The 22494-nt window shown below is 34.6% G+C and carries 23 protein-coding genes and 2 tRNA genes; 14 read left to right on the forward strand and 11 right to left on the reverse strand.

Annotated features, from left to right (window positions below):
• Nucleotides 1–372: 372 nt before the first annotated feature.
• The 4 genes from thrS (at nt 373) to rplT (ending at nt 3655) form a co-directional block, all read left to right on the forward strand.
• Nucleotides 373–2319 (forward strand): threonine--tRNA ligase, encoded by a 1947-nt coding sequence (thrS, locus tag Q0871_RS18075; protein WP_299326280.1) that lies wholly within the window; start codon nt 373–375, stop codon nt 2317–2319.
• Between the two features lie 31 nt (nt 2320–2350).
• Nucleotides 2351–2902 (forward strand): translation initiation factor IF-3, encoded by a 552-nt coding sequence (infC, locus tag Q0871_RS18080; protein ID WP_073247488.1) that lies wholly within the window; start codon nt 2351–2353, stop codon nt 2900–2902.
• Nucleotides 2903–3019: 117 nt separating this feature from the next.
• Nucleotides 3020–3217 (forward strand): 50S ribosomal protein L35, encoded by a 198-nt coding sequence (gene rpmI / locus Q0871_RS18085; RefSeq protein WP_027064530.1) that lies wholly within the window; start codon nt 3020–3022, stop codon nt 3215–3217.
• A gap of 93 nt (nt 3218–3310) precedes the next feature.
• Nucleotides 3311–3655: a 50S ribosomal protein L20 gene (gene rplT, locus Q0871_RS18090; protein ID WP_027064529.1), complete on the forward strand. Its 345-nt coding sequence runs from the start codon at nt 3311–3313 to the stop codon at nt 3653–3655.
• A 36-nt stretch (nt 3656–3691) separates the two neighbouring features.
• Here rplT and Q0871_RS18095 read toward each other — a convergent pair whose 3' ends face one another.
• Nucleotides 3692–3970, reverse strand: coding sequence for an EF-hand domain-containing protein (locus tag Q0871_RS18095; protein WP_299326294.1), 279 nt, complete (start codon nt 3968–3970; stop codon nt 3692–3694).
• A 33-nt stretch (nt 3971–4003) separates the two neighbouring features.
• Nucleotides 4004–4426: a secondary thiamine-phosphate synthase enzyme YjbQ gene (locus Q0871_RS18100; RefSeq protein ID WP_299326297.1), complete on the reverse strand. Its 423-nt coding sequence runs from the start codon at nt 4424–4426 to the stop codon at nt 4004–4006.
• A gap of 91 nt (nt 4427–4517) precedes the next feature.
• On the opposite strand from Q0871_RS18100, the gene Q0871_RS18105 reads away from it, so the two are divergent.
• Complete coding sequence (locus Q0871_RS18105) at nt 4518–5312, forward strand: HAD family hydrolase (protein WP_299326299.1); 795 nt, start codon at nt 4518–4520, stop codon at nt 5310–5312.
• Nucleotides 5313–5327: 15 nt separating this feature from the next.
• Here Q0871_RS18105 and Q0871_RS18110 read toward each other — a convergent pair whose 3' ends face one another.
• Nucleotides 5328–6317: an AraC family transcriptional regulator gene (locus tag Q0871_RS18110; RefSeq protein WP_299326302.1), complete on the reverse strand. Its 990-nt coding sequence runs from the start codon at nt 6315–6317 to the stop codon at nt 5328–5330.
• Nucleotides 6318–6446: 129 nt separating this feature from the next.
• Here Q0871_RS18110 and Q0871_RS18115 point away from each other — a divergent pair, with 129 nt between their 5' ends.
• Together Q0871_RS18115 and Q0871_RS18120 are read left to right on the forward strand one after the other, a co-directional pair.
• On the forward strand, nt 6447–8864 hold the full coding sequence (locus Q0871_RS18115) for a TonB-dependent receptor (RefSeq protein WP_299326304.1): 2418 nt from the start codon (nt 6447–6449) through the stop codon (nt 8862–8864).
• Between the two features lie 20 nt (nt 8865–8884).
• On the forward strand, nt 8885–10252 hold the full coding sequence (locus Q0871_RS18120; protein ID WP_299326307.1) for a hypothetical protein: 1368 nt from the start codon (nt 8885–8887) through the stop codon (nt 10250–10252).
• A 110-nt stretch (nt 10253–10362) separates the two neighbouring features.
• Here Q0871_RS18120 and Q0871_RS18125 read toward each other — a convergent pair whose 3' ends face one another.
• The 6 genes from Q0871_RS18125 to tgt form a co-directional block, all read right to left on the reverse strand.
• The gene (locus Q0871_RS18125) at nt 10363–11625 is read right to left on the reverse strand and encodes an asparagine synthetase B (RefSeq protein WP_299326309.1); all 1263 of its coding nucleotides are present in this window, start codon (nt 11623–11625) and stop codon (nt 10363–10365) included.
• A 173-nt stretch (nt 11626–11798) separates the two neighbouring features.
• Nucleotides 11799–13349, reverse strand: a complete 1551-nt coding sequence (gene dnaB, locus Q0871_RS18130) for a replicative DNA helicase (RefSeq protein WP_299326312.1) — start codon at nt 13347–13349, stop codon at nt 11799–11801.
• Nucleotides 13350–13515: 166 nt separating this feature from the next.
• Entirely contained in the window at nt 13516–14469 is a 954-nt protein-coding gene (locus Q0871_RS18135; RefSeq protein ID WP_299326315.1) for an acetyl-CoA carboxylase carboxyltransferase subunit alpha, read from the reverse strand.
• Between the two features lie 49 nt (nt 14470–14518).
• Nucleotides 14519–15418: a DMT family transporter gene (locus tag Q0871_RS18140; RefSeq protein ID WP_299326318.1), complete on the reverse strand. Its 900-nt coding sequence runs from the start codon at nt 15416–15418 to the stop codon at nt 14519–14521.
• On the reverse strand, nt 15405–16487 hold the full coding sequence (locus Q0871_RS18145) for an LptF/LptG family permease (protein WP_299326322.1): 1083 nt from the start codon (nt 16485–16487) through the stop codon (nt 15405–15407). The genes Q0871_RS18140 and Q0871_RS18145 overlap by 14 nt, the downstream gene beginning before the upstream one ends.
• A complete protein-coding gene (gene tgt / locus Q0871_RS18150; protein ID WP_299326325.1) occupies nt 16487–17617 on the reverse strand; it encodes a tRNA guanosine(34) transglycosylase Tgt in 1131 nt (376 codons plus the stop codon). Before tgt ends, Q0871_RS18145 begins: the two co-directional genes overlap by 1 nt.
• A gap of 239 nt (nt 17618–17856) precedes the next feature.
• Between tgt and Q0871_RS18155 the strand changes: the two genes are divergently transcribed.
• A complete protein-coding gene (locus tag Q0871_RS18155; protein ID WP_299326328.1) occupies nt 17857–18447 on the forward strand; it encodes a porin family protein in 591 nt (196 codons plus the stop codon).
• A 69-nt stretch (nt 18448–18516) separates the two neighbouring features.
• Here Q0871_RS18155 and Q0871_RS18160 read toward each other — a convergent pair whose 3' ends face one another.
• On the reverse strand, nt 18517–19479 hold the full coding sequence (locus tag Q0871_RS18160; protein WP_299326331.1) for an FKBP-type peptidyl-prolyl cis-trans isomerase: 963 nt from the start codon (nt 19477–19479) through the stop codon (nt 18517–18519).
• A 78-nt stretch (nt 19480–19557) separates the two neighbouring features.
• On the opposite strand from Q0871_RS18160, the gene Q0871_RS18165 reads away from it, so the two are divergent.
• A complete protein-coding gene (locus tag Q0871_RS18165) occupies nt 19558–19986 on the forward strand; it encodes an RNA-binding S4 domain-containing protein (RefSeq protein ID WP_299326334.1) in 429 nt (142 codons plus the stop codon).
• Nucleotides 19987–20034: 48 nt separating this feature from the next.
• A complete protein-coding gene (locus Q0871_RS18170; protein WP_299326337.1) occupies nt 20035–20532 on the forward strand; it encodes a phosphoribosyltransferase family protein in 498 nt (165 codons plus the stop codon).
• Here Q0871_RS18170 and Q0871_RS18175 read toward each other — a convergent pair.
• Nucleotides 20524–21048, reverse strand: coding sequence for a shikimate kinase (locus tag Q0871_RS18175; protein ID WP_299326340.1), 525 nt, complete (start codon nt 21046–21048; stop codon nt 20524–20526). The two genes, Q0871_RS18170 and Q0871_RS18175, sit on opposite strands and share 9 nt — an antisense overlap.
• 131 nt (nt 21049–21179) lie before the next feature.
• On the opposite strand from Q0871_RS18175, the gene Q0871_RS18180 reads away from it, so the two are divergent.
• The 4 genes from Q0871_RS18180 (at nt 21180) to Q0871_RS18195 (ending at nt 22449) form a co-directional block, all read left to right on the forward strand.
• Nucleotides 21180–21255: transfer RNA gene (locus Q0871_RS18180), tRNA-Lys, on the forward strand.
• Between the two features lie 95 nt (nt 21256–21350).
• Nucleotides 21351–21423: transfer RNA gene (locus Q0871_RS18185), tRNA-Lys, on the forward strand.
• A gap of 316 nt (nt 21424–21739) precedes the next feature.
• Nucleotides 21740–21946 (forward strand): hypothetical protein, encoded by a 207-nt coding sequence (locus Q0871_RS18190; RefSeq protein WP_299326362.1) that lies wholly within the window; start codon nt 21740–21742, stop codon nt 21944–21946.
• A gap of 83 nt (nt 21947–22029) precedes the next feature.
• Complete coding sequence (locus Q0871_RS18195; protein WP_299326365.1) at nt 22030–22449, forward strand: hypothetical protein; 420 nt, start codon at nt 22030–22032, stop codon at nt 22447–22449.
• Nucleotides 22450–22494: the final 45 nt, after the last annotated feature.

The following is a 22494-nucleotide window of genomic DNA, read 5'->3' on the forward strand; positions in this document are numbered from 1 at the left end:
ATATCTATGAACCTTTTTCCAACTAACGATTCAGAAATTATCTTCCTCGTTTGCGGGGTGCAAATGTACACACTATTATTAATATCACAACCATTTTTTAAAATAAAATTAAAGAAAAATTTACATCAAAATGCAACATCCTAATAAATAACACTTTACCATTTCAGTACATAATAAACAGATTGAATTTTACTAAAAAGGCAACTCAGATATTTAAAAATACCCAAAGAATATGATTCAAATACCAACACCCTACGACCCCATGTCAACAACAAATAACCTATACTATATGTATACCCTACATTATAACATGATTCTATTGCGGACGTGAATAGTTCCTATTATCTTTGACATCCTAGAATATGTACACAAATGATTAAAATTACACTTCCCGACGGATCCGTTAAGGAATTTGAAAAAGATACAACCCCAATAGCGGTTGCTAAAAGCATAAGCGAAGGATTAGCACGTAATGTTATTTCTGCAAAATTCAATAATACCATTGTTGAAACCACCACACCATTACACACTAACGGGAGCTTAATTTTATATACATGGAATGACAAAGAAGGTAAAACCGCTTTTTGGCATTCAACATCACATATTGTTGCCCAAGCTATAGAAGAACTATACCCGGGAGTAAAACTTACTATAGGTCCGGCGATTGATAATGGATTCTATTATGACGTTGAACTTCCTACGGGTTCTATTTCTGATAAAGACTTTCCTTCCATAGAAAAGAAAGCATTAGAAATTGCAAGAGGGAAACACGATTATAAAATGAGAGCAGTTTCAAAAGCAGAAGCTCTTGATTTTTATAAAAACCAAAACAATGAATATAAAGTAGAACTAATAGAAAACCTTGAAGACGGTACTATTACATTTTGCGATCATGACACCTTTACAGATTTATGTCGTGGTGGTCATATACCAAATACCGGTATTGTAAAAGCCATTAAGATACTAAGTGTTGCCGGTGCGTATTGGAGAGGGAACGAAAACAACCCGCAACTAACACGTATATATGGTATATCATTTCCAAAACAGAAAGAGCTTACTGAATATTTAGCTCTTTTAGAAGAAGCAAAGAAACGTGATCATAGAAAATTAGGTAAAGAATTAGAGCTTTTTACATTCTCTCAAAAGGTTGGGCAAGGTTTACCTTTATGGTTACCTAAAGGAGCTGCACTAAGAGAACGATTAGAGCAATTCTTGAAAAAGGCACAAAAAAAGGCGGGTTATGAAATGGTGGTTACACCTCATATTGGTCAAAAGGAACTATATGTTACCTCTGGACATTATGAAAAGTATGGTGCAGATAGTTTTCAACCTATTCATACTCCAAAGGAAGATGAAGAGTTTTTGCTGAAACCAATGAACTGTCCACATCACTGTGAAATTTACAACGCTAAACCATTTAGCTATAAAGAACTTCCTAAAAGATTTGCTGAATTTGGCACCGTATATAGATATGAACAAAGTGGAGAGCTACATGGCCTAACCAGAGTTAGAGGGTTTACTCAAGATGACGCACATATTTTTTGCACACCAGATCAATTAGATGAGGAATTCAAAGAAGTAATAGACTTATCATTATATGTACTTGGATCTTTAGGCTTTGATGATTTCACAGCACAAGTATCTGTACGTGATTTAGATACTCCAGAAAAATATATTGGATCGGTAGAAAACTGGGAAAAAGCAGAACAAGCTATTATAAATGCCGCTAAAGAAAAAGGACTTAACTATATAATAGAAAGTGGTGAAGCTGCTTTTTACGGACCTAAGTTAGATTTCATGGTAAAAGATGCTCTAGGCAGGCAATGGCAATTGGGTACAATCCAAGTAGATTACAACCTACCAGAAAGGTTCGAATTAACCTATAAAGGTAGTGACAATGAGCTGCATAGACCAGTAATGATACACCGTGCACCTTTCGGAAGTATGGAACGTTTTATTGCATTATTAATAGAGCACACAGGTGGTAATTTCCCTTTATGGTTAACCCCTGAACAAGCTATTATTCTTCCTGTTAGCGAAAAACATGAAAAATATGCTCAAAAAGTTTTAAAATCCCTAGAAAATAACGAAATTCGCGCCCTTATCGATAGTAGAAACGAGACTATTGGTAAGAAAATACGAGAAGCAGAAATGAGTAAAATTCCATTTATGCTGATTGTAGGGGACAATGATGAAGTTGCAAACACCATTTCTGTGCGTAAGCATGGCGGTGAAGACTTAGGAGCGTTAGACGTAACTATGTTTACAGACTTGGTCAACAAAGAAATAAATAGTACCTTAAAGACGTTTAAAGAATAGAAAGTTTAATTAAAATTATTTAGTCATAGCAATACGTAAAAGATTTAGACCACAACCTAGAAGGGAAAATAAGAATCCCCATAATATCAATGAAAAGATAACAGCCCCAAAAGTTAGGTTGGTAGGTGACAATGTTGAAGTAGGTGTATATCCTTTTCCTCAGGCTCTTGAGAAAGCAGAAGAATTAGGTTTGGATTTGGTGGAGATATCCCCAAAGGCCGACCCTCCTGTTTGTAAAATAATGGAGTATAAAAAGTTTTTATACGAGCAGAAGAAAAGAGACAAGGCCATGAAAGCGAAAGCTTCTAAGGTTGTTGTTAAAGAAATAAGATTTGGTCCTAACACAGATGATCATGATTATGACTTTAAAAAGAAACACGCTGAAAAGTTCCTTAAAGAAGGAGCTAAATTAAAAGCGTACGTATTTTTCAAAGGTCGTTCTATTGTCTATAAAGATCAGGGCGAAATTCTATTATTGAAATTAGCTTCTGAATTGGAAGAATTAGGAAAGGTAGAACAGATGCCTAAATTAGAAGGAAAGCGTATGACAATGTTCATTGCGCCTAAAACTAAAGGGAAATAAAATAATACTTCGGTTAAACATTGCGACCGATTTGTATATATAATATACTAAACGCTGCTTACCATTGTGAGCAGCGTTTAGCATGCAAAGTGAGATTAATACATAAACTAGGAGAAAATGCCTAAACAAAAAACAAAATCCAGTGCTAAGAAGCGTTTTAAGCTTACAGGTACAGGTAAAATTAAAAGAAAGCACGCTTTTAAGAGTCACATTTTGACTAAAAAGTCTAAAAAGCGTAAGCTTAAGTTAACACATGATGGTTTAGTTCATCAAGCAGATGTTAACAGTATTAAAGAGCAATTACGTTTAAAGTAATTAACTCTTTAACAGGTAAAATTATTAACCATGGAGTTAGGCTTTAAAAGTTCCTTAAATTAAAAGGACGCCTACTACAAAAAATAGAAAAAAATGCCAAGATCAGTAAATGCAGTAGCTTCAAGAGCCAGAAGAAAAAAGGTAATGAAGCAAGCCAAAGGTTACTTTGGAAGACGTAAAAACGTTTGGACAGTAGCCAAAAATGCGGTTGAAAAAGCAATGTTATATGCTTATAGAGACCGTAGAAACAAGAAAAGAACTTTTCGTTCATTATGGATTACCCGTATTAATGCAGGTGCCAGACAACACGGAATGTCCTACTCTCAATTTATGGGAAAAGTAAAAGCTAATAACATTGAACTTAACAGAAAAGTTCTTGCAGATTTAGCAATGAATCACCCAGATGCCTTTAAGGCAGTTGTAGATCAGGTAAAATAAATTAATAACAATCTCACTTTTTGAAAAATCCGATTCTTACGAATCGGATTTTTTAATTTTAGATATTGCCGTTTTAAACTCTTCCCAATCAATCAAATCATCACCATTATTATCATAGCCTTCAATTAGCTTTGAAGATACAATACCTCTAATGAATCCACTTATTTCTGCGTCTTTCAAGAGTTTGACAATTTCTGCCTTTGTAAGCTTTTGATCATTATCCTTATCAAAAAAATTAAAGGCCAATTCAGGAGTTTGAAAATGGTTGGTGATTAGTATTTGAATTTTATTTAAAATAGATTCTTCTGTTGTCATATTCCTTTTGCTTTACTTCAAGTTAATCAAAAATCAATTTCCCCACAACGTCAGCACTATATTTCTACCAGAGGCATAATTTCTATGCTCACAAAGATAAATACCCTGCCAGATACCCACATTCAATTTACCATTGGTTATCGGTATCTGTACCGAAGCACCCATTAATGATGCCTTAATATGTGCAGGCATATCGTCTGCACCTTCATAGTCATGTTTGTAATACGGGGCATTTTCAGGCACCATAATATTAATATGAGACTCAAAATCATCACGAACCGTAGGGTCTGCAATCTCATTAATTGTTAAACTTGCAGATGTATGTTTGATAAATACTTGCAAAAACCCTGTTTGTATTTGCTTAATTTCAGGGATACTTTTAACGATAACATCTGTAATGATATGAAAGCCTCTTTGATAAGACGGTAGTGTGATTTCATTTTGAAATAATTTCATACTTTATATATTATTAAATAAAGGTAAAACTTTGCATTTTAGCCACATTACTAAACTTGGTTGAAATATCTTTGTATTAAAATAAAATTACATGGATTTATCAAAGATTAAAATGGTTGTTTCTGATATGGACGGGACACTTCTAAACTCCAATCACCAGGTTAGCGATCAATTCTTTGACATATTTAAAGGCTTAAAATCTCAAGGCATAACCTTTGTAGCTGCTAGCGGTAGACAGTACAATAGCATTGTAGATAAATTAGCATCTATAAAAGATGATATAATTGTCATAGCGGAAAACGGAGGATTTGCCATGAAACAGAATACCGAAATTCTAGCTACACCTTTAGATAAAAACCATGTACGAGATATTTTAAAAACCTTAAACGAAATACCAAATATACACCCAGTACTTTGCGGTAAACATCAAGCTTATTTAACCGGCAAGTCAAATGAGTTTGTAAGCAAGCTGGCTGAATATTATACAGAGTTTGAGATTATAGATGACCTATTAGCTTTTGATTCTGAGGTCATCAAAATTGCCATTTATCATTTTGAAAGTAGCGAACAATATATTTACCCGTTTGTTAAACACTTTGAAGATGAATTAAAAGTAAAAGTGTCTGGAGAAAATTGGTTAGATATCTCAAATATAAATGCGCACAAAGGTTACGCATTAACTAAGGTTATGGAAAGTTATAACTTAAAGTCTGATGAAGTAATGGTCTTTGGAGATTATAACAACGACCTAGAAATGCTTGCTTTATCTGATTTCGGATTTGCTATGGAAAACGCTCATCCTAACGTAAAAAAAGTTGCTAAATACAGTACGTTAAGTAATGACGAAAACGGTGTAGAGCATATATTAAAAATGCTTATCAAATAAAGTCATCATTACTAATTATTTCACTGGAGGTTTTAATTCACTTGGCACATAACCCATAGTTCTTTTAAAAGCTGTGGTGAAGTGCTGCGGATTTGCATAACCTACTTCGTATGCTGCATAAGCTATTGTGGCACCGTCTTGGGTTATTAAACTCTTAGCAACCTCCATACGTAATGCTGTAATGTATTTAAACACTGTTACGCCATATATCTTTTTAAAATCTTTTTTCAACTTGGTAGCATTAAAACCGGCTATATTCGCTAAATCTAAGATTTTCAATGGTTCTTTTAGGTTATTTCTAATATGAGCTTCCACCTTTACAATTGCCAAATAATCTGAATTCAACAGTTTTATATTAGTTTTAGAAAGCTTAGAAGTTTGCCTGCCCAAAAGAAAATCTATCATTAAAACGGTCAATTTACTTTCTAAATATGTCTTTCTAATTTCATCTTCATAAGGGCACTGTATTATTTCATTTATATTACTTCGAATTTGAGGAGGAATGAATTTACTTTTATCCCATAATACAAATGAATTTGAATTAGTTATTGCTGCTTTTAGTTTGTCAAAAGAGCTTTCAAATTTTGTTCCCAATAGGCTTTGAAGCAAACTAGGTTTTACATAAACCTCAAATAACTTAGCATTTCCCTTAAAAAATATATCTCTACCCTCGGTTATTGGGTAGTAAAACATATTGCAGTGATTTTCTGGAATTTGAACTAAATACTTAATATGTCTTAGTGGTTGATAGCAATAAGTTCCCTCTAAAGAAAAATGAAGTTTTATTAAATGTTCGTCACTCGTTACACTAATTTCAGAATCAAATTGATGAATCGCTGTTGTATCAGAAAAGTCTGCACCCCTTATAAAAGAATTATTATCCTTTGTGGTTACCTCTACTTCATTGAACTGAACAGAGTTATTAATAAATCCATTTTTAAACAACTCACCTACCCGCAATTCTTTTTGTAACAACTCGCTATTCAAATGCTTTTCCTCTCTCAATACAATACTTCCTTTTGCGTATGTTTAAATTCCTTTCTCGGTACTTGCCTTCTCATTCCTGCTTTAGATTTGCAAAGCTAAATTATTTAGATTTAATCTTAATAAAGATTAGCGGCTATTTTAAATCAAATGAAAAAAATCTTTGCTGCATCAGTTTTCTTTATATTCTTATCTGTTCAAGGACAACAAATTTCAGGAACAGTTTCAGGTACCGTACAAGACACATATGGCAATCCTTTACCATTTGCCAGTGTTTTAGTGGAAGGATTAAAACTTGGCGTACTTACTGACGATAATGGTTTATACTCCTTAAACAATGTTCCAAAAGGAAAATACAAACTAGTAGTTTCATTCGTTGGTTATGGCACACGTTCCATACCTTTTGAAATACAGGATAACAGTAGAAAAGTCAATCTCGATTTCACCCTACAAGAATCAACAGAAGATTTAGATGAAGTTACCATTAACGGCAAATCGAAAGAAACCAAACTAGAAACAACAGGTTTTGCTGTCAGTGCAATAAAAACAGAAGAAGCTAGTCTAAGAAATATACAAACCAACGAATTATTGAACACAACCGTTGGAGTAAAAATTCGTCAAAATGGAGGCTTAGGTTCAGAGGTTACCTATAGTTTAAATGGATTGTCTGGCAACTCGGTACGTATATTTATAGATGGTATTCCTATTTCAACTTACGGTAATTCATTCAACCTAAATAGCATACCACCTTCAATGATTAAAAATATTGAAGTTTATAAAGGGGTGGTACCGGGTCATTTAGCAGACGATGCGTTGGGTGGAGCAATAAACATAATACTTCACAATGATGCTAAAACGAATTTTAATGCGTCTGTATCTTACGGATCATTCAATACTACACAAGCCAGTATAAATGGCTTATATCGCTTTGATAAATCAGGATTAACAGTTAAAGCATCTCTTTTTCACAACTACTCTGACAATGATTATAAGGTATCTGGCAGAAGTGTTGTTGTCACCGGTTTAGGCGGAGTGCAAACCCCTATTACAGCAAGAAGATTCAACGATGCTTATAGATCTACAGGAGGTAGAGCAGAAATTGGGTACACAAACGTAACATGGGCTGATCAATTTTTTATAGGTGTTACAGCATCTGATGATTATAAAGAGGTACAGCACGGTGCTTTTATGACCATAACACCATATAAAGATAGATTTCTTGAATCTGATGCCTTACTTGGTAGCATTAAATACCAAAAGAAAGATTTATTCACAAAAGGTCTTGACGTCAACATTAACGGTTTATACGGAAAAAGAAATCGTGCTGTAAACGACACCGTTTCTTGGGCTTATAGCTGGAACGGAAAAAGAGCAATTGATTTTAGAGGAAATGAATATCAATACACCTGGGGGTCTCAACAAGAAGGAGGACCCACACTTGCTAAAATTAAAAGAAATGTAGCCTCAATAAGAAGCGACGTTTCTTACGCAATAAACGACCATCATAGCGTATCATTTAATCATGTATATAGCGGAATTGATAGAGAAGATAGCGACGCCTTGAAATCTGTATTAGAAAACACATTTTTAGGCACAAGAGATTTAAAAAAGAATATATACTCCTTAACCTACGAATTAGCTGCTTTTGACGAAAAATTAAAAACAAGTTTATTTGGCAAGCATTATCAGCAGAAAACAACTAGTGTTGACCCATCTATAGTATCTGATGCTGACGGAAATAATGTGGTAGTAGATGAAGTAGTGAGCAGCAATAAAAAGTATGATGGTTATGGTTTTGCTGCTTCCTACGAAATCGTGCCAAATATCAACTTATTAGCTTCCGCAGAAAAAGCAATTAGATTACCAGATGAAACTGAAATTTTCGGTAATGACGGAGACAATGTTGTAGCCAACTCAAGTATAGATCCAGAAAGTAGTGAGAATTTCAACTTAGGCTTCAGGTTTGGAAATTTCAATATTAAAAAACATGATTTTACCATATCTACTAATGTTTTCAACCGAAATATAAAAGACCGAATTGGCCTACCTATCGAAACATCTTTGAATGTTGATGATGAACTAATAATTTATGTAAACCAAGGTAGTGGTACGTCTAAAGGTTTTGATGCCCAATTAAATTACGTATACAATAACAATTTGGGATTGAACTTCAATATATCTCGATTTGATCTAAAAATTGAAAACCAAGGAATAGAAATCGATGTACCTAATACACCTTTTTTCACCATGAACGGAGGTTTACGCTATTCTTTCAAAGATTTAATTCAAAAGAAATCTAGACTTAATGCTTTTTACAATGTCTATTTCACTGATGAGTTTTCTTTTCTAACTGCACAAGGTAGCAACACAGTTGGTAATGAGTTTTTTGCTGTACCCCAACAAATATCACAAGACTTTGGACTTAGCTATGCTTTTCCAAATAATAGATTTATAGCAAGTTTTGACATTAAAAATATATTCGATGAACCTGTCTACGATAACCTTTCTGTTCAAAAACCAGGAAGAGCTTTTTACCTAAAACTGAATTACACAATTAATAAATTTTAATCTTTTAAATACTACCAAAAATGAAAAAAACTTTTCTAAATCTTAAAACCTTTGCCGCAATTATTCTAACAGCGAGTCTTATGACAGCTTGTAGCAGCGAAGATGATACTGTTGTTACACCAGAACCAGATACCGAAGAACCAGAAACAGAAGAGCCAGTTGAGGAAGACCCTAGGTGGATTACAGTAGCGGCTGCCAAAATGGGAGAAGAACCAGGTGATGGTAACGGTGGTACTTTAATTTATTCAGTAACAAGTGTTGATGCCAAAGACCCTACGGTTTCTATTGATCCTTTTGAAAATGGATTTATAGCTCCTTCTAACAGAACGGCAAGATTGCAATCTTCTGAAGATGGAAATACCATTTTCAATATTAGCTACGCAGGTGATACAGGCGGAAATTATACTAAATATACTGTCGAAGGCGGACAGGTTTTTACTCCTTCAGGATCAGAAGTTAGTATTGCCCCGTATGTAGGTACCGCTCCAAGATGGATAAAATTATTCGATGGAGACCAAACTGGCGCAGCAGTATACGTTTCTACTGAAAATGAATTTGACGAAAATGATAACTACGCCCGTACGGAAGCTACCATTGGTGTAGTAACCTTAGACTTGGTAAATTCTTCTATTAAAGAATTTCAAGAACATAGTGTTCCTTTAAGTGCTGAAGAAGAAGCTGCGGGTTATTATATCTCTAGAATTGATATGCCTACCTTAAATGCTACAGGAGACAAATTATATATTGGTGCTCGTTTAAGCAAAGTTGATCCTGCTACCGCTGAAAGTGATAGCGATTTTGAGATTTTAGGTTCTAAAACCATCATATTAGACTACCCTTCATTATTGAATCCGTCAGTTATCACATCTACAGTTGGTCATGGAAATACGAATGGCTACCGTAGTATCAATTCTTTTGAATATAACGGAAGCGTTTACCAAGCTAACCAAAGTGACCCAGAAGGTTCTTATATTTTAAAAATTGATGCAGATAATGAATATGACGATACATACGATTTCAATTTAGATGATGCTTTAGGTATCGAAGGAGCGTATATTCTTGCTTGGAGACCTTCAGTAAATGGTAAAGCCGTAGTAGCTTACCGTCATAATGGATCAGCAGAAGGTGTTGCCGGTTTACAAGGATTTTTCGCTTTGGTTGATTTAAATACAAAAACCGCAGTTAAGATTGATGACATTCCTTACGACCCAGATTTCTACCTATTCCAATACCAGGGCTTTGTCGTTGAAGGAACAGAAATCTACCTTACTCAAGGTGCTGTTGGTCAAAACGGAAATATCTATGTCGTAGAAACAGAAACTGGTGCAGTAACAAAAGGTGCTGAATTGGTTAATACAACAGGTAGTCATTTTATTGGAGTATTCTAGACTATTGAATTATATTCTGAATTAGCTAATAATACATTAGTTAAAAAAACCGTAATCAAAACATTAGTTTTGATTACGGTTTTTTATTTCTATCAATATTTAAATCGAAATCAGGTCTTTTGTTTCTTTTTTCTTGCAGCTGGAAATAATACATTATTTAATATTAAACGATACCCTGGTGAGTTAGGGTGTAATTCTAATTCTGTTTTTGGGTCCCCTACCCTATGTTGGTAATCTTCAGGATCATGACCACCGTAAAAAGTAAAGAATCCTTTTCCTTTAATTCCGTGAATATACCTTGCTTCTTCATTTAACTTATTTTCCCCTAATACTAATACTGTCGGCTTAATTTCAGAACGAGTAAAAGCAGTTGTCTGCCCCATGAACCCTTTTACCAAAGAAGTGTGGTTCTGGCAAAGCATGGTAGGCACTGGATCCCATTTTGCCGAAAAATCCATCAAAGAAAAGTAATCAGATTCCTTTGGCACATTACCTCTTTTATTCGTCATATCTATAGAAGAGAATTCATATTTCAGCGGACTACGTTCTAAGATAAAGTCTGTGAAGGCAAAGGTTTTTCCATAATCTAAACCTGCCTGATAGTTGGGATCAGAAGCATCGCCATCAAACATGGGTTCTACAATATCAATACCATCAGCTGCTAAAGCAATATCAAAACTATCTGTTGCAGAACACATGGCAAACATAAATCCGCCACCAATAACGTAATTTCTGATTTTTAGAGCTACCGCTCCTTTCTCTTCAGAGACCTTATCGAATCCTAATTTCTTGGCTAATTTCTCAGAATTCTTTTTTCCTTCTATATACCAAGGTGTTGCTCTATATGCTCCATAAAACTTACCATATTGTCCTGTAAAGTCCTCATGATGTAAGTGAAGCCAATCATACAGTGCTAACTTATCACCTAATACTTCTTCATCATAAATAGTTGTATAGGGAATCTCGGCATAGGTCAAAGCCATCGTTACCGCATCATCCCAAGGTTGCTTATCTTTTGGGGAATAAACTGCAATTCTGGGAGCCTTTTCAAGTATTACAGCATCTTGATTAACAGAAGGACTACTGATTTCATCCAGTATTCCGTTTGCCTGCGCATCTGACAAAATCTCAAAACTGACTCCCCTTATTTGACATTCCTTTCTAATACTTTCCCCATCTGGCAATAAAAAAGATCCACCACGATAATTCAATAACCATTGTACCTTTTGCTGCTTTGCCAAAACCCAATACGTAATTCCGTATGCTTTTAAATGATTTTTTTGAGTATCAGAATCCATCGGAATCAAAATAGATGATGCGAATAGTTGTACAGAAAGTAAAAGGAAGAAGACTGTTGTTATTAATTTAGACATAAAGTATAATAAAAGTATTCACTCAAAGATATAGTAAAATCTTTGGAGCACGATTTAAGACACAGTTAAAGCTATTGTAATTAAGATAATAAGGTTTGCTGAAAATAAATTGCTTTAAAACGAAAAAAGTCCCCCGAATGGAAGACTTTTTAAACTTATACTAATGTTCTATTTTAGAAAGGAACATCGTTATCCTCATCTAAATCAGGACTATTATTCATACTACTACCAAAGGCGTCATCTGCACTTGGTAAGTTTTTCGTCGCAAACGGATTCTCTTCATTTGCATTCATTTTCGATTGAAATTCGAAAGGGGAGTCAAAATCATCTAGGTTATCGAACTTACCTTGATTACCGATAAACTTCAATCTAATATTTTCTAAACCACCATTACGGTGTTTTGCTACAATAAATTCTCCTTGACCTTGAGTTGGTGTACGTTCTTCATCATCCCACTCTTCAATCTTATAATACTCTGGTCTATAAATGAAAGATACAATATCGGCATCTTGCTCGATCGCTCCAGATTCCCTCAAATCCGAAAGAATAGGTCTTTTACTACCACCACGTGTTTCAACCGCACGCGATAGCTGAGATAATGCAATTACGGGAATGTTCAATTCCTTTGCAAGAGCTTTTAAGTTTCTAGAAATAGTAGAAATCTCTTGTTCCCTGTTCCCTCCTTTTTGACTACCACCTGCAGTCATTAACTGCAAATAATCGATCATGATCATTTTTATACCATGTTGAGAGGCAAGACGTCTTGCTTTTGCACGTAAATCGAAAATGGATAGAGACGGAGTATCATCAATAAACAAAGGTGCCTTTTCTAAAGTTTTCACTTTAACATTCAATTGTTCCCACTCATGCTTTTCAAGCTTACCGGTTCTTAATTTTTCTGAAGACAAACCAGTTTCAGAAGAAATTAATCTAGTAATTAGCTGTACAGATGACATCTCTAGAGAAAAGAAAGCTACAGGTGTATTTGTATTTACAGCCATATTTCTAGCCATAGATAAGGTAAAAGCCGTTTTACCCATACCAGGACGTGCTGCAACGATAATTAAATCACTTGGCTGCCAACCTGATGTAAGCTTATCTAACTTATCAAATCCTGAGGCGACACCACTCATCCCCTCTTTACCAGCAATCTCTTCAATTCGTTTTTTGGCTTGTATTACCAAATCTTGCGCCGTCTCTGCAGAACGCTTTAAGTTACCTTGGGTAACATCATATAATTTTGCTTCGGCAGTATCTAACAAGTCAAATACATCGATAGCCTCATCATATGCCTCCTCGATAATTTCACCAGAAATTTTAATCAAACTACGCTGAATAAACTTCTGGAGAATAATACGTGCATGAAACTCAATATGAGCAGATGACGCTACTTTTTGAGTCAATTTTATCAAGTAAAAATCGCCTCCACAAACCTCTAATTTACCTGATTTCTTAAGTTGTGAAGAAACGGTTAATAAATCGATCGGTTGCGACTCTTCAAAGAGAATGAAAATAGCCTCGTAAATAAATCTATGAGCGTCTTTATAGAAAACATCGGGGTGTAAAATATCGATAACTTCATCAACACCTTTTTTATCTATCATCATAGCACCCAAAACAACCTCTTCTAAATCAATAGCTTGTGGCGGAATTTTACCTTTCTGAAGGCTTATAATATTAGATTTGTCAATCTTGCGAGCGACAAAAGGTTTCGTGTTCTCCATAGTGCGAAAGTATACAATTAACCTTTAGTTAACGTGAAAAACATCACTTTCGATGTTCACTGTTGACTAACAATTGATTGTTAATAAGTTACGATTTTCTGTTGATAACATAAAAAAACCGAGGAATAAAATCCTCGGTATATTTTTAAGAAGCCTAAAACGTAGATTAGCCGTTGAAAACGCCCATCTGTGCGTATTTATCCATACGCTGATTTACCAATTCTTTTGGTGATAACTTTTGCAAATCTTCAAAATGAGAAGAAATTTTATTTTTTACGGTTTCAAAAGTTTTCGGTCTATTAGCATGAGCACCACCAGCAGGTTCGCGAATGATTTCATCTATCAATTTCAACTTTTTCATATCGGTAGCTGTCAATTTCAAAGCTTCGGCAGCTCTTTCTTTATACTCCCAACTTCTCCATAGAATTGAAGAACAAGATTCTGGTGAAATAACAGAATACCAAGTATTCTCTAGCATTAACACCTTATCACCAACACCTATACCTAATGCACCACCAGATGCACCTTCACCTATAATAACAACAATTATTGGCACTTTTAGGCGGGTCATTTCAAGTATGTTTCTTGCAATTGCCTCTCCTTGTCCTCTTTCTTCTGCCTCAATACCTGGGTAAGCACCCGGTGTATCTATTAAGCAAACTACAGGAACTTGGAATTTTTCGGCAGATTTCATTAAACGTAAAGCCTTTCTATACCCCTCTGGGTTGGCCATACCAAAATTTCTATACTGACGTGTTTTAGTATTGTATCCTTTTTGCTGACCTATGAACATATAGCTTTGATCACCAATTTTACCTAAACCACCGATCATAGCCTTGTCATCTTTTACGGTACGATCACCGTGTAGCTCCAAGAAGGTATCACCACAAATAGCTTTTATATAATCTAATGTATAAGGTCTATTTGGATGTCTAGATAACTGTACTCGTTGCCAAGCCGTTAAATTCTTATAGATATCTTTTCTAGTATCGGTAAGTTTCTTTTCAATCTGTTTACATGTCTCGGTAACATCTACATCGCTTTCCTCCCCAATTACCATGCACTTGTCCAATTGCTCTTCCAATTCCTTAATTGGAAGTTCAAAATCCAAATATTCCATATTTCTATAAAGTTTCTTTAGTTGCGGCTCAAAGATAAAACTTTAATACCTAAATCTTGGGTACCCTTTTTTTAATATTCGCTCTTTGCTTTAAAATACCGTTTGCAATAACGGTACTGAGTATTATTAAGGCTCCCACATAAAACATTGGTTTCATTTTTTCTTCTGATCCAAATATAAACCAAGCCAGCAAAATACCATATACTGGTTCTAAATTTGTTGTAAGCATTACCGTATATGGCGTTAAAACTCGCATAATTTTCACCGATGCTATAAACGCATATGCGGTACAAATAAGCGCTAACACTATCAGGTAAACCCAATCCATTTGAGGCAGTGTTATTAATGACATATTAAAATCGCCCTTAAATAATAAGACTATAGATAAGAAAACCATGCCTACACCTAATTCATAAAAAGAAATAACCGATGGTTTATGATCTTGCACCAATTTTCCGTTTATCAACGAAAAGACAGCTGCTAAAAATGCCGATATCAATGCGATTATCATACCATAGACATATTCGGTTTCTACTTTAAAAATCAAATAGAGTCCTGCTACGACCATTAATCCGAAGAAAATCTCATAACCTATTATCTTTCGCTTGTACCAAAAGGGTTCCATTAAGGCTGTAAAAAAAGCTCCTGTAGACATCATAGCCAATGCAACAGATACGGTAGATACTTTTATGGCCAAAAAGAAGGTGACCCAGTGTAATGCTACTACAATACCACCACCTACCAACCACCAGAGTGTTTTTCTTGAAACCTTTATACTGAATTTTGCAAAGAGTATATAAATAGCAATAAAAAGTGTTGCCAAGCCCATTCTGATCCAAACTAACGGAAGAGAATCTATCGTAATTAATTTTCCTAAAATTGCCGTAAAGCCCCAGATAAAGACAATGAAATGTAAGTGCAATAAATTAAGGACTCTATCTTTTTGCATTTTGAAGTAAATAAAATGCCAGACATCCAAAAACTACATTAGGTATAATGACTGCGAGCAAAGGAGAAAAACCCGATTGCTCGGCGAGTACACCGAATACCTTATCAAAAAATATAAATATAAACGCAATCAAAATACCGAATGCCAAATTGGCTCCCATACCCCCACGTCTTTTAACCGAAGAAACCGAAACCGCTATAATGGTCAAGATAAAGGCAGTTAATGGCAATGCCCAACGCTTGTACTTCACCAATACATAGGTATTAATATTAGACGCTCCCTTTCTCCTTTGATCTTTAATAAAAGTATCCAATTCGAAAAGGTTCTTTGTCTCTGCAACATATGATACTGGCGTTAAATCACCTATATCAAAAGCAAAAATGGTGTCTAAGCGACGCTTACTTTCAATAATTGCAGTATCGCCTAAAACAGTTCGCTTTTTGTACGATGTTAAGCGGTAACTAGAGTCTTTTTCCACCCATCGAATATTAGCCGCAGATATTTTAAAATCAAGCTCATTTTTCTCGTCAAAACGCTCAAAAGTAAAATTATGGCCTAACTGTCTAGCGGGGTCAAAGCTGCTAACGTATATAAAATCGGACTCATTCAACTGATTGAAGATATTATTAGTGACCCGATCCTGTTTACCTTTTTTAAGGTATTTATATTTAAATTCATTGAAGCCAACACTTGCGTTAGGCACAATAAACATAGTCATAAAGAACATTAATACTGCGACCATTGAAGCCCCTATTATATAAGGTCTTAAAAAACGCCCATAAGAAACTCCAGAACTTAATATGGCAACAATTTCGGTATTGTTCGCCAACTTAGAAGTAAAGAATATTACGGAAAGGAATAGAAAAATAGGAAATAATAGATTACCAATGTAAATCGTGAAATTCACATAATACATTACTATTTCATTCAACGGTGCTTCATTATCGATCATTTTACCGATCTGCTCTGCCAAATTCACCATTATACCAATGGGAATAAACAACAAGAGCATCAACGAAAATGTCGCTAAATACCGTTTTAGAATGTATTTATCTATTATTGATAGCATTATAGCCTTTTATCCATTTGTTTTACCATAATATCTTTCCAGGCTCTAAAATCGCCTGCAATAATATGCTTACGAGCTTCACGCACTAGCCACATATAAAAGCCTAAGTTATGAATTGTTGCTATTTGTTTGCCTAAATATTCATTAGCAGCGAACAAATGTCTTAAATATGCTTTAGAATACTCACGGTCTACAAAGGTAGTACCCATTTCGTCTAAAGGTGAAAAATCATCTTCCCACTTCTTGTTCTTGATATTTATGGTACCGTGCGCTGTAAACAGCATTCCGTTTCTAGCGTTTCTAGTAGGCATTACACAATCAAACATATCTATACCTAAAGCAATATTCTCAAGAATATTAATCGGCGTACCAACACCCATTAAATATCTTGGTTTATCTTCTGGTAAAATCTCACAAACCACTTCGGTCATGCCATACATTTCTTCAGCAGGCTCACCAACAGATAATCCGCCAATAGCATTCCCCTCTGCCCCAGCATTAGCAATATACTCAGCAGATTGCCTTCTTAAATCTTTATAGGTAGACCCTTGTACGATAGGAAAAAACGTTTGTTCATAATCATACTCAAAAGGTGTTTTTTCAAGATGATTAATACATCTATCTAACCACCTATGCGTCATATGCATAGATCGCTTTGCATAATTATAATCGCAAGGGTAAGGTGTACATTCATCAAATGCCATGATAATATCTGCGCCAATTACACGCTGAATTTCCATAACATTCTCAGGTGTAAATAAATGCATAGATCCATCTATATGCGATTTAAACTTTACACCTTCTTCTTTTATCTTTCTATTCGCCGATAAAGAATATACTTGGTACCCACCACTATCAGTAAGAATATTTCTATCCCAACCCATAAATTTATGAAGCCCGCCTGCTTTCTTTAAAATTTCTGTTTTAGGTCTAAGAAACAAATGATAGGTATTACCAAGAATAATATCTGGATTAACCTCTTCTCTTAATTCTTTTTGATGCACTCCTTTTACAGAGGCTACCGTACCCACCGGCATAAAAATTGGGGTTTCAATAGTACCATGGTCAGTAACAATAGTACCTGCCCTAGCCTTTGATTGTAAATCGGTATTGTGTAGTGTAAACTTCAAATTTTCTAATTCTAGCTGCAAATATAATGAACTGTGTGGGGGAAAAACTTAATAAAAAGCAAAGATGTTACTGAAAGTAATAAAGTATGATCTTGATAAATGTAACTTCATAAAATTGAGATTGACCCAAAAACACTTGTAAACAATAAAGATATTTTACCTCCGTTCTGATGGTATAACGAGAAAGGGAACAATTGGTATTGTATTTGATACCAATTTCACTCAAAACAACAATGATTATGAAAAAAACAATTTTAGTTGCCTTTATGGCGCTCTCTGGGTTTTATGGAATAGCACAGAGTGATTCGGGATTTGGTATTAAAGGGGGATTAAATTACAACGCTAACGGAGATTACTTTGAATCTGTTGGTGATGCTGCAAGAAACCCAGATAGAAACGTGGGATATCATGTAGGTGTCTTCGGAAAATTTGAAGCTTCTAAGGTATATGTAAGACCAGAACTGTTATACACCAAAACAAAGTCTGATTATGACGGAGCCGATTTTGATATGAGTAAATTAGATGTACCAGTACTATTAGGTATCAACCTAGTAGGACCTTTACACGTTTTTGCCGGTCCAAGTTTTCAATATATTTTAGACACCGAATTTGATGGTGTTACTATTGATGATGTAGAAAATGATTTTTCAGTTGGGATGAATATTGGTGCAGGTGTCAATTTTGGTAAACTAGGAATAGATTTACGTTACGAAAGAGGATTTAGCGATAACGAAGCATCTTTTATAAATACAAACATTACAAATCTAGGTCCAAGTAGAATAGATACAAGACCAGACCAGTTGATATTAAGTTTGTCTTTGGCATTGTAAACAAAACCACAAGAAACAAAAAACCTCTTAAGAATTCTTAAGAGGTTTTTTATGCTTTAAAGTGAAATACTATAAATCATTATCAAGATGATCAGGCGTACCATCACCATCTGTATCTAAGAAACCAACAAAATTGCCATCGGCGTCTAACTCAATTTCATCGATAGTAAGAATACCATCACCGTCATCATCGGAGTCATTATAATTTGCGATATAAATACCAAAAGTAGCTTCTGCCTCTGCATTGGTATTATCATTATTTAAATTTCCATCATTATTTAAGTCTTCTAAAATAGAAGGAATACCATCGCCATCAAAATCTGAGTCCGGCTCATAAGTTAATGCATCTACTTTAAATATTAATGGAGAATATGTTGGTATAATAGTATTAGGCGTCCCGTCAAAATACGCTAAAGCAGCAGGCATAAAAATAGCTCCTATCCCATACTCTTCGTAACTAACAGTTCCGTCACCATTCTCAATTGGACCAGTACCAGTCTGAAAATTTTTCATACCATTACCGAAACCTTGTACCACAGTAGATAAATTAAATCGTATTGGTTGATTTGTTGAAGCATCGAAAAGTGTACCGTCTAACAACAAACCTTCATATCTAAGAATGGAATAATCACCAATAGTTGGAGTGCCATCTACGACACCTTGTCTTACTACAAGTGTATATAAAGTTTGGTCAATTATCTCATCATCATCTGCTCTTCCTAAATCTTCAGAATCTACAGAAATAGTTTGCGTAATTAAATTCGGACTATCAAAAAGTGATTGTCTTGAACTGTTATCACCAGCAATTGTATCAAATTTAATTTTAAAATCAAATCCTTCTGGTGGTGTTTCAAACTCATCATCATTATAAAAATGAGTCTTTAAAAATTCTATAATTTCAGCATCATCTTCTATAGTAACTTCACTCAATAACCTTGGCGGTACAACTTCACCAATAGTATCATCATCATTTCTACATGAACCTAATATGATTAAGCCCGCTATTAGTAAATATGCATTTCTTAATTTCATCAATAATTTATTTTGAACGCGCAAGATACAATTTTCCCCTATTTTTGTTTGGAAGTTAATAAAGAAATGCAACCTATAATGCGCATAGATAAATTCTTGTGGAGTATAAGATATTTTAAAACCAGAAACATTGCATCTACTGCTTGTAAAAAAGGTCATGCAAAAATTAATGGTATTACTGCTAAGCCAGGTAAAGAAGTTTTTCCGATGGATGAAGTTGTGGTACGCAAGAATCAAATCGATTATAAATTTACGGTTCTTGACATACCACCAAGTCGTGTTGGTGCTAAACTAGTAGACATTTATAGAAAGGACACTACACCTAAGGAAGCCTTTGAACATAACGAACTCTTACAATATTCTAAAGATTATTATCGAAAAAAAGGTATTGGCCGACCTACCAAAAAAGATAGAAGAGATATTGATGAGTATTTAGATGGCGATACCAATACTGATGAAACTAGCACTACAGAACCAGATAGTAAAAGTAAAGAAGTTGAAGATTAACTAAAACTTTTAAAAACATACCTATCTTTATTGTTTTAAGAAAAGCATATGCAACAGACCATACTTTCACATCTACAGATTCAACATAAAATAGAACGTATAGCATACCAAATCTATGAGGCAAATGTTTCTGAAGAAGAAATCATCATTGCAGGTATAGATGGCGGCGGACTAGCATTTGCAAAGAAAATTGTCACTAAGCTTAAAAAGATTACCGAGGCTAAAATTGTACTGTGCAAATTGTCTATGGATAAAACAGACCCGTTATCTAGCGGTGTAACCACGTCATTGCCCGATGCCGATTTCGTTAATAAATCGGTTGTTATCGTTGATGATGTTTTAAATTCTGGTACCACCTTAATATATGGTGTGCACCATTTTCTAAAAACTCCATTAAAGCAACTTAAAACTGCTGTATTGGTGAATAGAAATCACAAAAAGTATCCGGTTAAAGCAGATTATAAAGGTATTTCATTATCAACCTCGCTACAAGAACATGTAAACGTTCATTTTGAAACAAAAAACGATAGAGTCTATTTAGACTAGTTTATTTACAATCTGTTCAGCAATTTCGGTAGGGGTGTTATTATTGCTTTTCACTTTTTGATGTGCTTGATTGTAAAAATAGCTTCGCTCAAATAAATGCTTCCCAATAAATTCGGTCAATTCTTCATCTTGTAAATGAGAAATCATAGGGCGATGACTTTTTTCTTGTACCAAGCGATCAAAAAGTTCATTTATACCCACATTCAAATAGAAAGAATTAACAGTTTTTTCATTTATGAGGGCCATATTAGTACCAAAACAAGGAGTACCACCCCCTAAAGAAAGCACAAAACTGTCTTCATTTGAAAAAATTTTATTGAGATATTCTATTTCTTTTTTTCTAAAATAGATTTCTCCTTTGGTCTCAAAAATGGAAGCAATAGACATCGCTTCACCTTCTTCAATATAGTCATCTAAATCTAAAAATTTAATATTCAAATGGTTAGCTACAATTCTACCAACAGTAGATTTACCGCTACCCATATACCCTAACAATACTATTTTCAAGTTTTTCATTTGTACAAAATTGGACTAATTAATACGCTTTTCAAAAAAAAATAAATTTATCTTAAAAAGGGTTTGTAAAATAAAGTAATCGACTTATATTTGCACCCGCATTGAGGGAATTATTTTCCAAATTTGCTTTTGACCTGGTAGCTCAGTTGGTAGAGCATCTCCCTTTTAAGGAGAGGGTCCTGGGTTCGAGCCCCAGCCCGGTCACCAATAAATAGTAGCCTCTTCACCAAAAAGAGGCTTTTTTATTTAATCGTTCAAACTTATTTTATAAGTAATTAACGTTAACGTTCTTAAGATTTTTTGACCTGGTAGCTCAGTTGGTAGAGCATCTCCCTTTTAAGGAGAGGGTCCTGGGTTCGAGCCCCAGCCCGGTCACTTTTAAACCTTCAAATATTTATTATTTGAAGGTTTTTTTGTTTCTACTCATCTCTTAAGATAATTATGTTTCGAATTTCTTCAATACTACTTATCTAAATTCTAGACAAACTTTACATCCCTTTCGACTGACACAAGTCATATACTAAACCTAGTACAAGAGATAACTTTACCCTTTTATTAATTGACGATAGTATAAAACACTATCCTTAAGTAACTGAAATAGCTAATTTTAATTCAACATATGTCTCAAAACTTAGAAGCACCAGGCAAACCAGGTATAGATGCTTGATGGACATCTAGTACCAAGTCAGGTATAGGAAAGGCGCTCAATCCCGCATCAGATGTTACTTTCACCCTTAGTCACGGTATTCTTAATGAAGCCTATTATCCTCGTGAAGATATTGCTTATCTTCGCGATATGGGCTTTGTGGTTACAGATGGGCATGAGTTCTTCTCAGAAGAAAAACGAGATACAGAACACCAAATTGAAACACTTAAAGATGGTATACCCGCCTACTGAATTGTAAATACAGATAGGTTTAAAAAAATGAAATTACTAAAGAAGTCATTGTCGACCCTTTTAAAAATACTATTTTACAACATATTACTTTTGACCAAAAAGACCCTAATTTTCCATTGCGACTCTTTGCTTTACTTGCCCCGCATTTAAATAATGAAGGAGGTAATAATTCAGGGTGGTTGGGAAGTTACAAAGGGGTTGAAATGTTTTTTGCCAAGAACAGAGATATTGCATTAGCAATGTCATGTTCTTCAAAATGGTTAAAACAATCTGTAGGGTATGTTGTTACATCAGATGGTTGGCTTGATATTAAACAACACGGAGAATTAAAATGGCAATATGACAGTGCTATTAACGGCAACATAGCATGTACTGGGGAAATTGACGTCACAGAAAAAGAATTTGTATTGGCTATAAGCTTTGGCAGAACGTATTTAGAGGCTGCTAATCATGCCTGGGCAAGTATCTTAAATGGTTTTGATACCGCTAAAAAAAATATATAAGAATGGCAAATTTGGCAGAATACATTACCAAAGATATCTGCTAAA

Source organism: uncultured Maribacter sp., from assembly GCF_947500985.1.
Taxonomy (GTDB): domain Bacteria; phylum Bacteroidota; class Bacteroidia; order Flavobacteriales; family Flavobacteriaceae; genus Maribacter.

Excerpts from the sequence above, each read along its gene's own strand:
- thrS (WP_299326280.1), top strand. The coding sequence starts at position 373 with ATGATTAAAATTACACTTCCCGACGGATCCGTTAAGGAATTTGAAAAA.
- rpmI (WP_027064530.1), top strand. The coding sequence starts at position 3,020 with ATGCCTAAACAAAAAACAAAATCCAGTGCTAAGAAGCGTTTTAAGCTT.
- rplT (WP_027064529.1), top strand. The coding sequence starts at position 3,311 with ATGCCAAGATCAGTAAATGCAGTAGCTTCAAGAGCCAGAAGAAAAAAG.
- Q0871_RS18095 (WP_299326294.1), bottom strand. The coding sequence starts at position 3,970 with ATGACAACAGAAGAATCTATTTTAAATAAAATTCAAATACTAATCACC.
- Q0871_RS18100 (WP_299326297.1), bottom strand. The coding sequence starts at position 4,426 with ATGAAATTATTTCAAAATGAAATCACACTACCGTCTTATCAAAGAGGC.
- Q0871_RS18105 (WP_299326299.1), top strand. The coding sequence starts at position 4,518 with ATGGATTTATCAAAGATTAAAATGGTTGTTTCTGATATGGACGGGACA.
- Q0871_RS18115 (WP_299326304.1), top strand. The coding sequence starts at position 6,447 with ATGAAAAAAATCTTTGCTGCATCAGTTTTCTTTATATTCTTATCTGTT.
- Q0871_RS18120 (WP_299326307.1), top strand. The coding sequence starts at position 8,885 with ATGAAAAAAACTTTTCTAAATCTTAAAACCTTTGCCGCAATTATTCTA.
- Q0871_RS18125 (WP_299326309.1), bottom strand. The coding sequence starts at position 11,625 with ATGTCTAAATTAATAACAACAGTCTTCTTCCTTTTACTTTCTGTACAA.
- dnaB (WP_299326312.1), bottom strand. The coding sequence starts at position 13,349 with ATGGAGAACACGAAACCTTTTGTCGCTCGCAAGATTGACAAATCTAAT.
- Q0871_RS18135 (WP_299326315.1), bottom strand. The coding sequence starts at position 14,469 with ATGGAATATTTGGATTTTGAACTTCCAATTAAGGAATTGGAAGAGCAA.
- Q0871_RS18140 (WP_299326318.1), bottom strand. The coding sequence starts at position 15,418 with ATGCAAAAAGATAGAGTCCTTAATTTATTGCACTTACATTTCATTGTC.
- Q0871_RS18145 (WP_299326322.1), bottom strand. The coding sequence starts at position 16,487 with ATGCTATCAATAATAGATAAATACATTCTAAAACGGTATTTAGCGACA.
- Q0871_RS18155 (WP_299326328.1), top strand. The coding sequence starts at position 17,857 with ATGAAAAAAACAATTTTAGTTGCCTTTATGGCGCTCTCTGGGTTTTAT.
- Q0871_RS18160 (WP_299326331.1), bottom strand. The coding sequence starts at position 19,479 with ATGAAATTAAGAAATGCATATTTACTAATAGCGGGCTTAATCATATTA.
- Q0871_RS18165 (WP_299326334.1), top strand. The coding sequence starts at position 19,558 with ATGCGCATAGATAAATTCTTGTGGAGTATAAGATATTTTAAAACCAGA.
- Q0871_RS18170 (WP_299326337.1), top strand. The coding sequence starts at position 20,035 with ATGCAACAGACCATACTTTCACATCTACAGATTCAACATAAAATAGAA.
- Q0871_RS18175 (WP_299326340.1), bottom strand. The coding sequence starts at position 21,048 with ATGAAAAACTTGAAAATAGTATTGTTAGGGTATATGGGTAGCGGTAAA.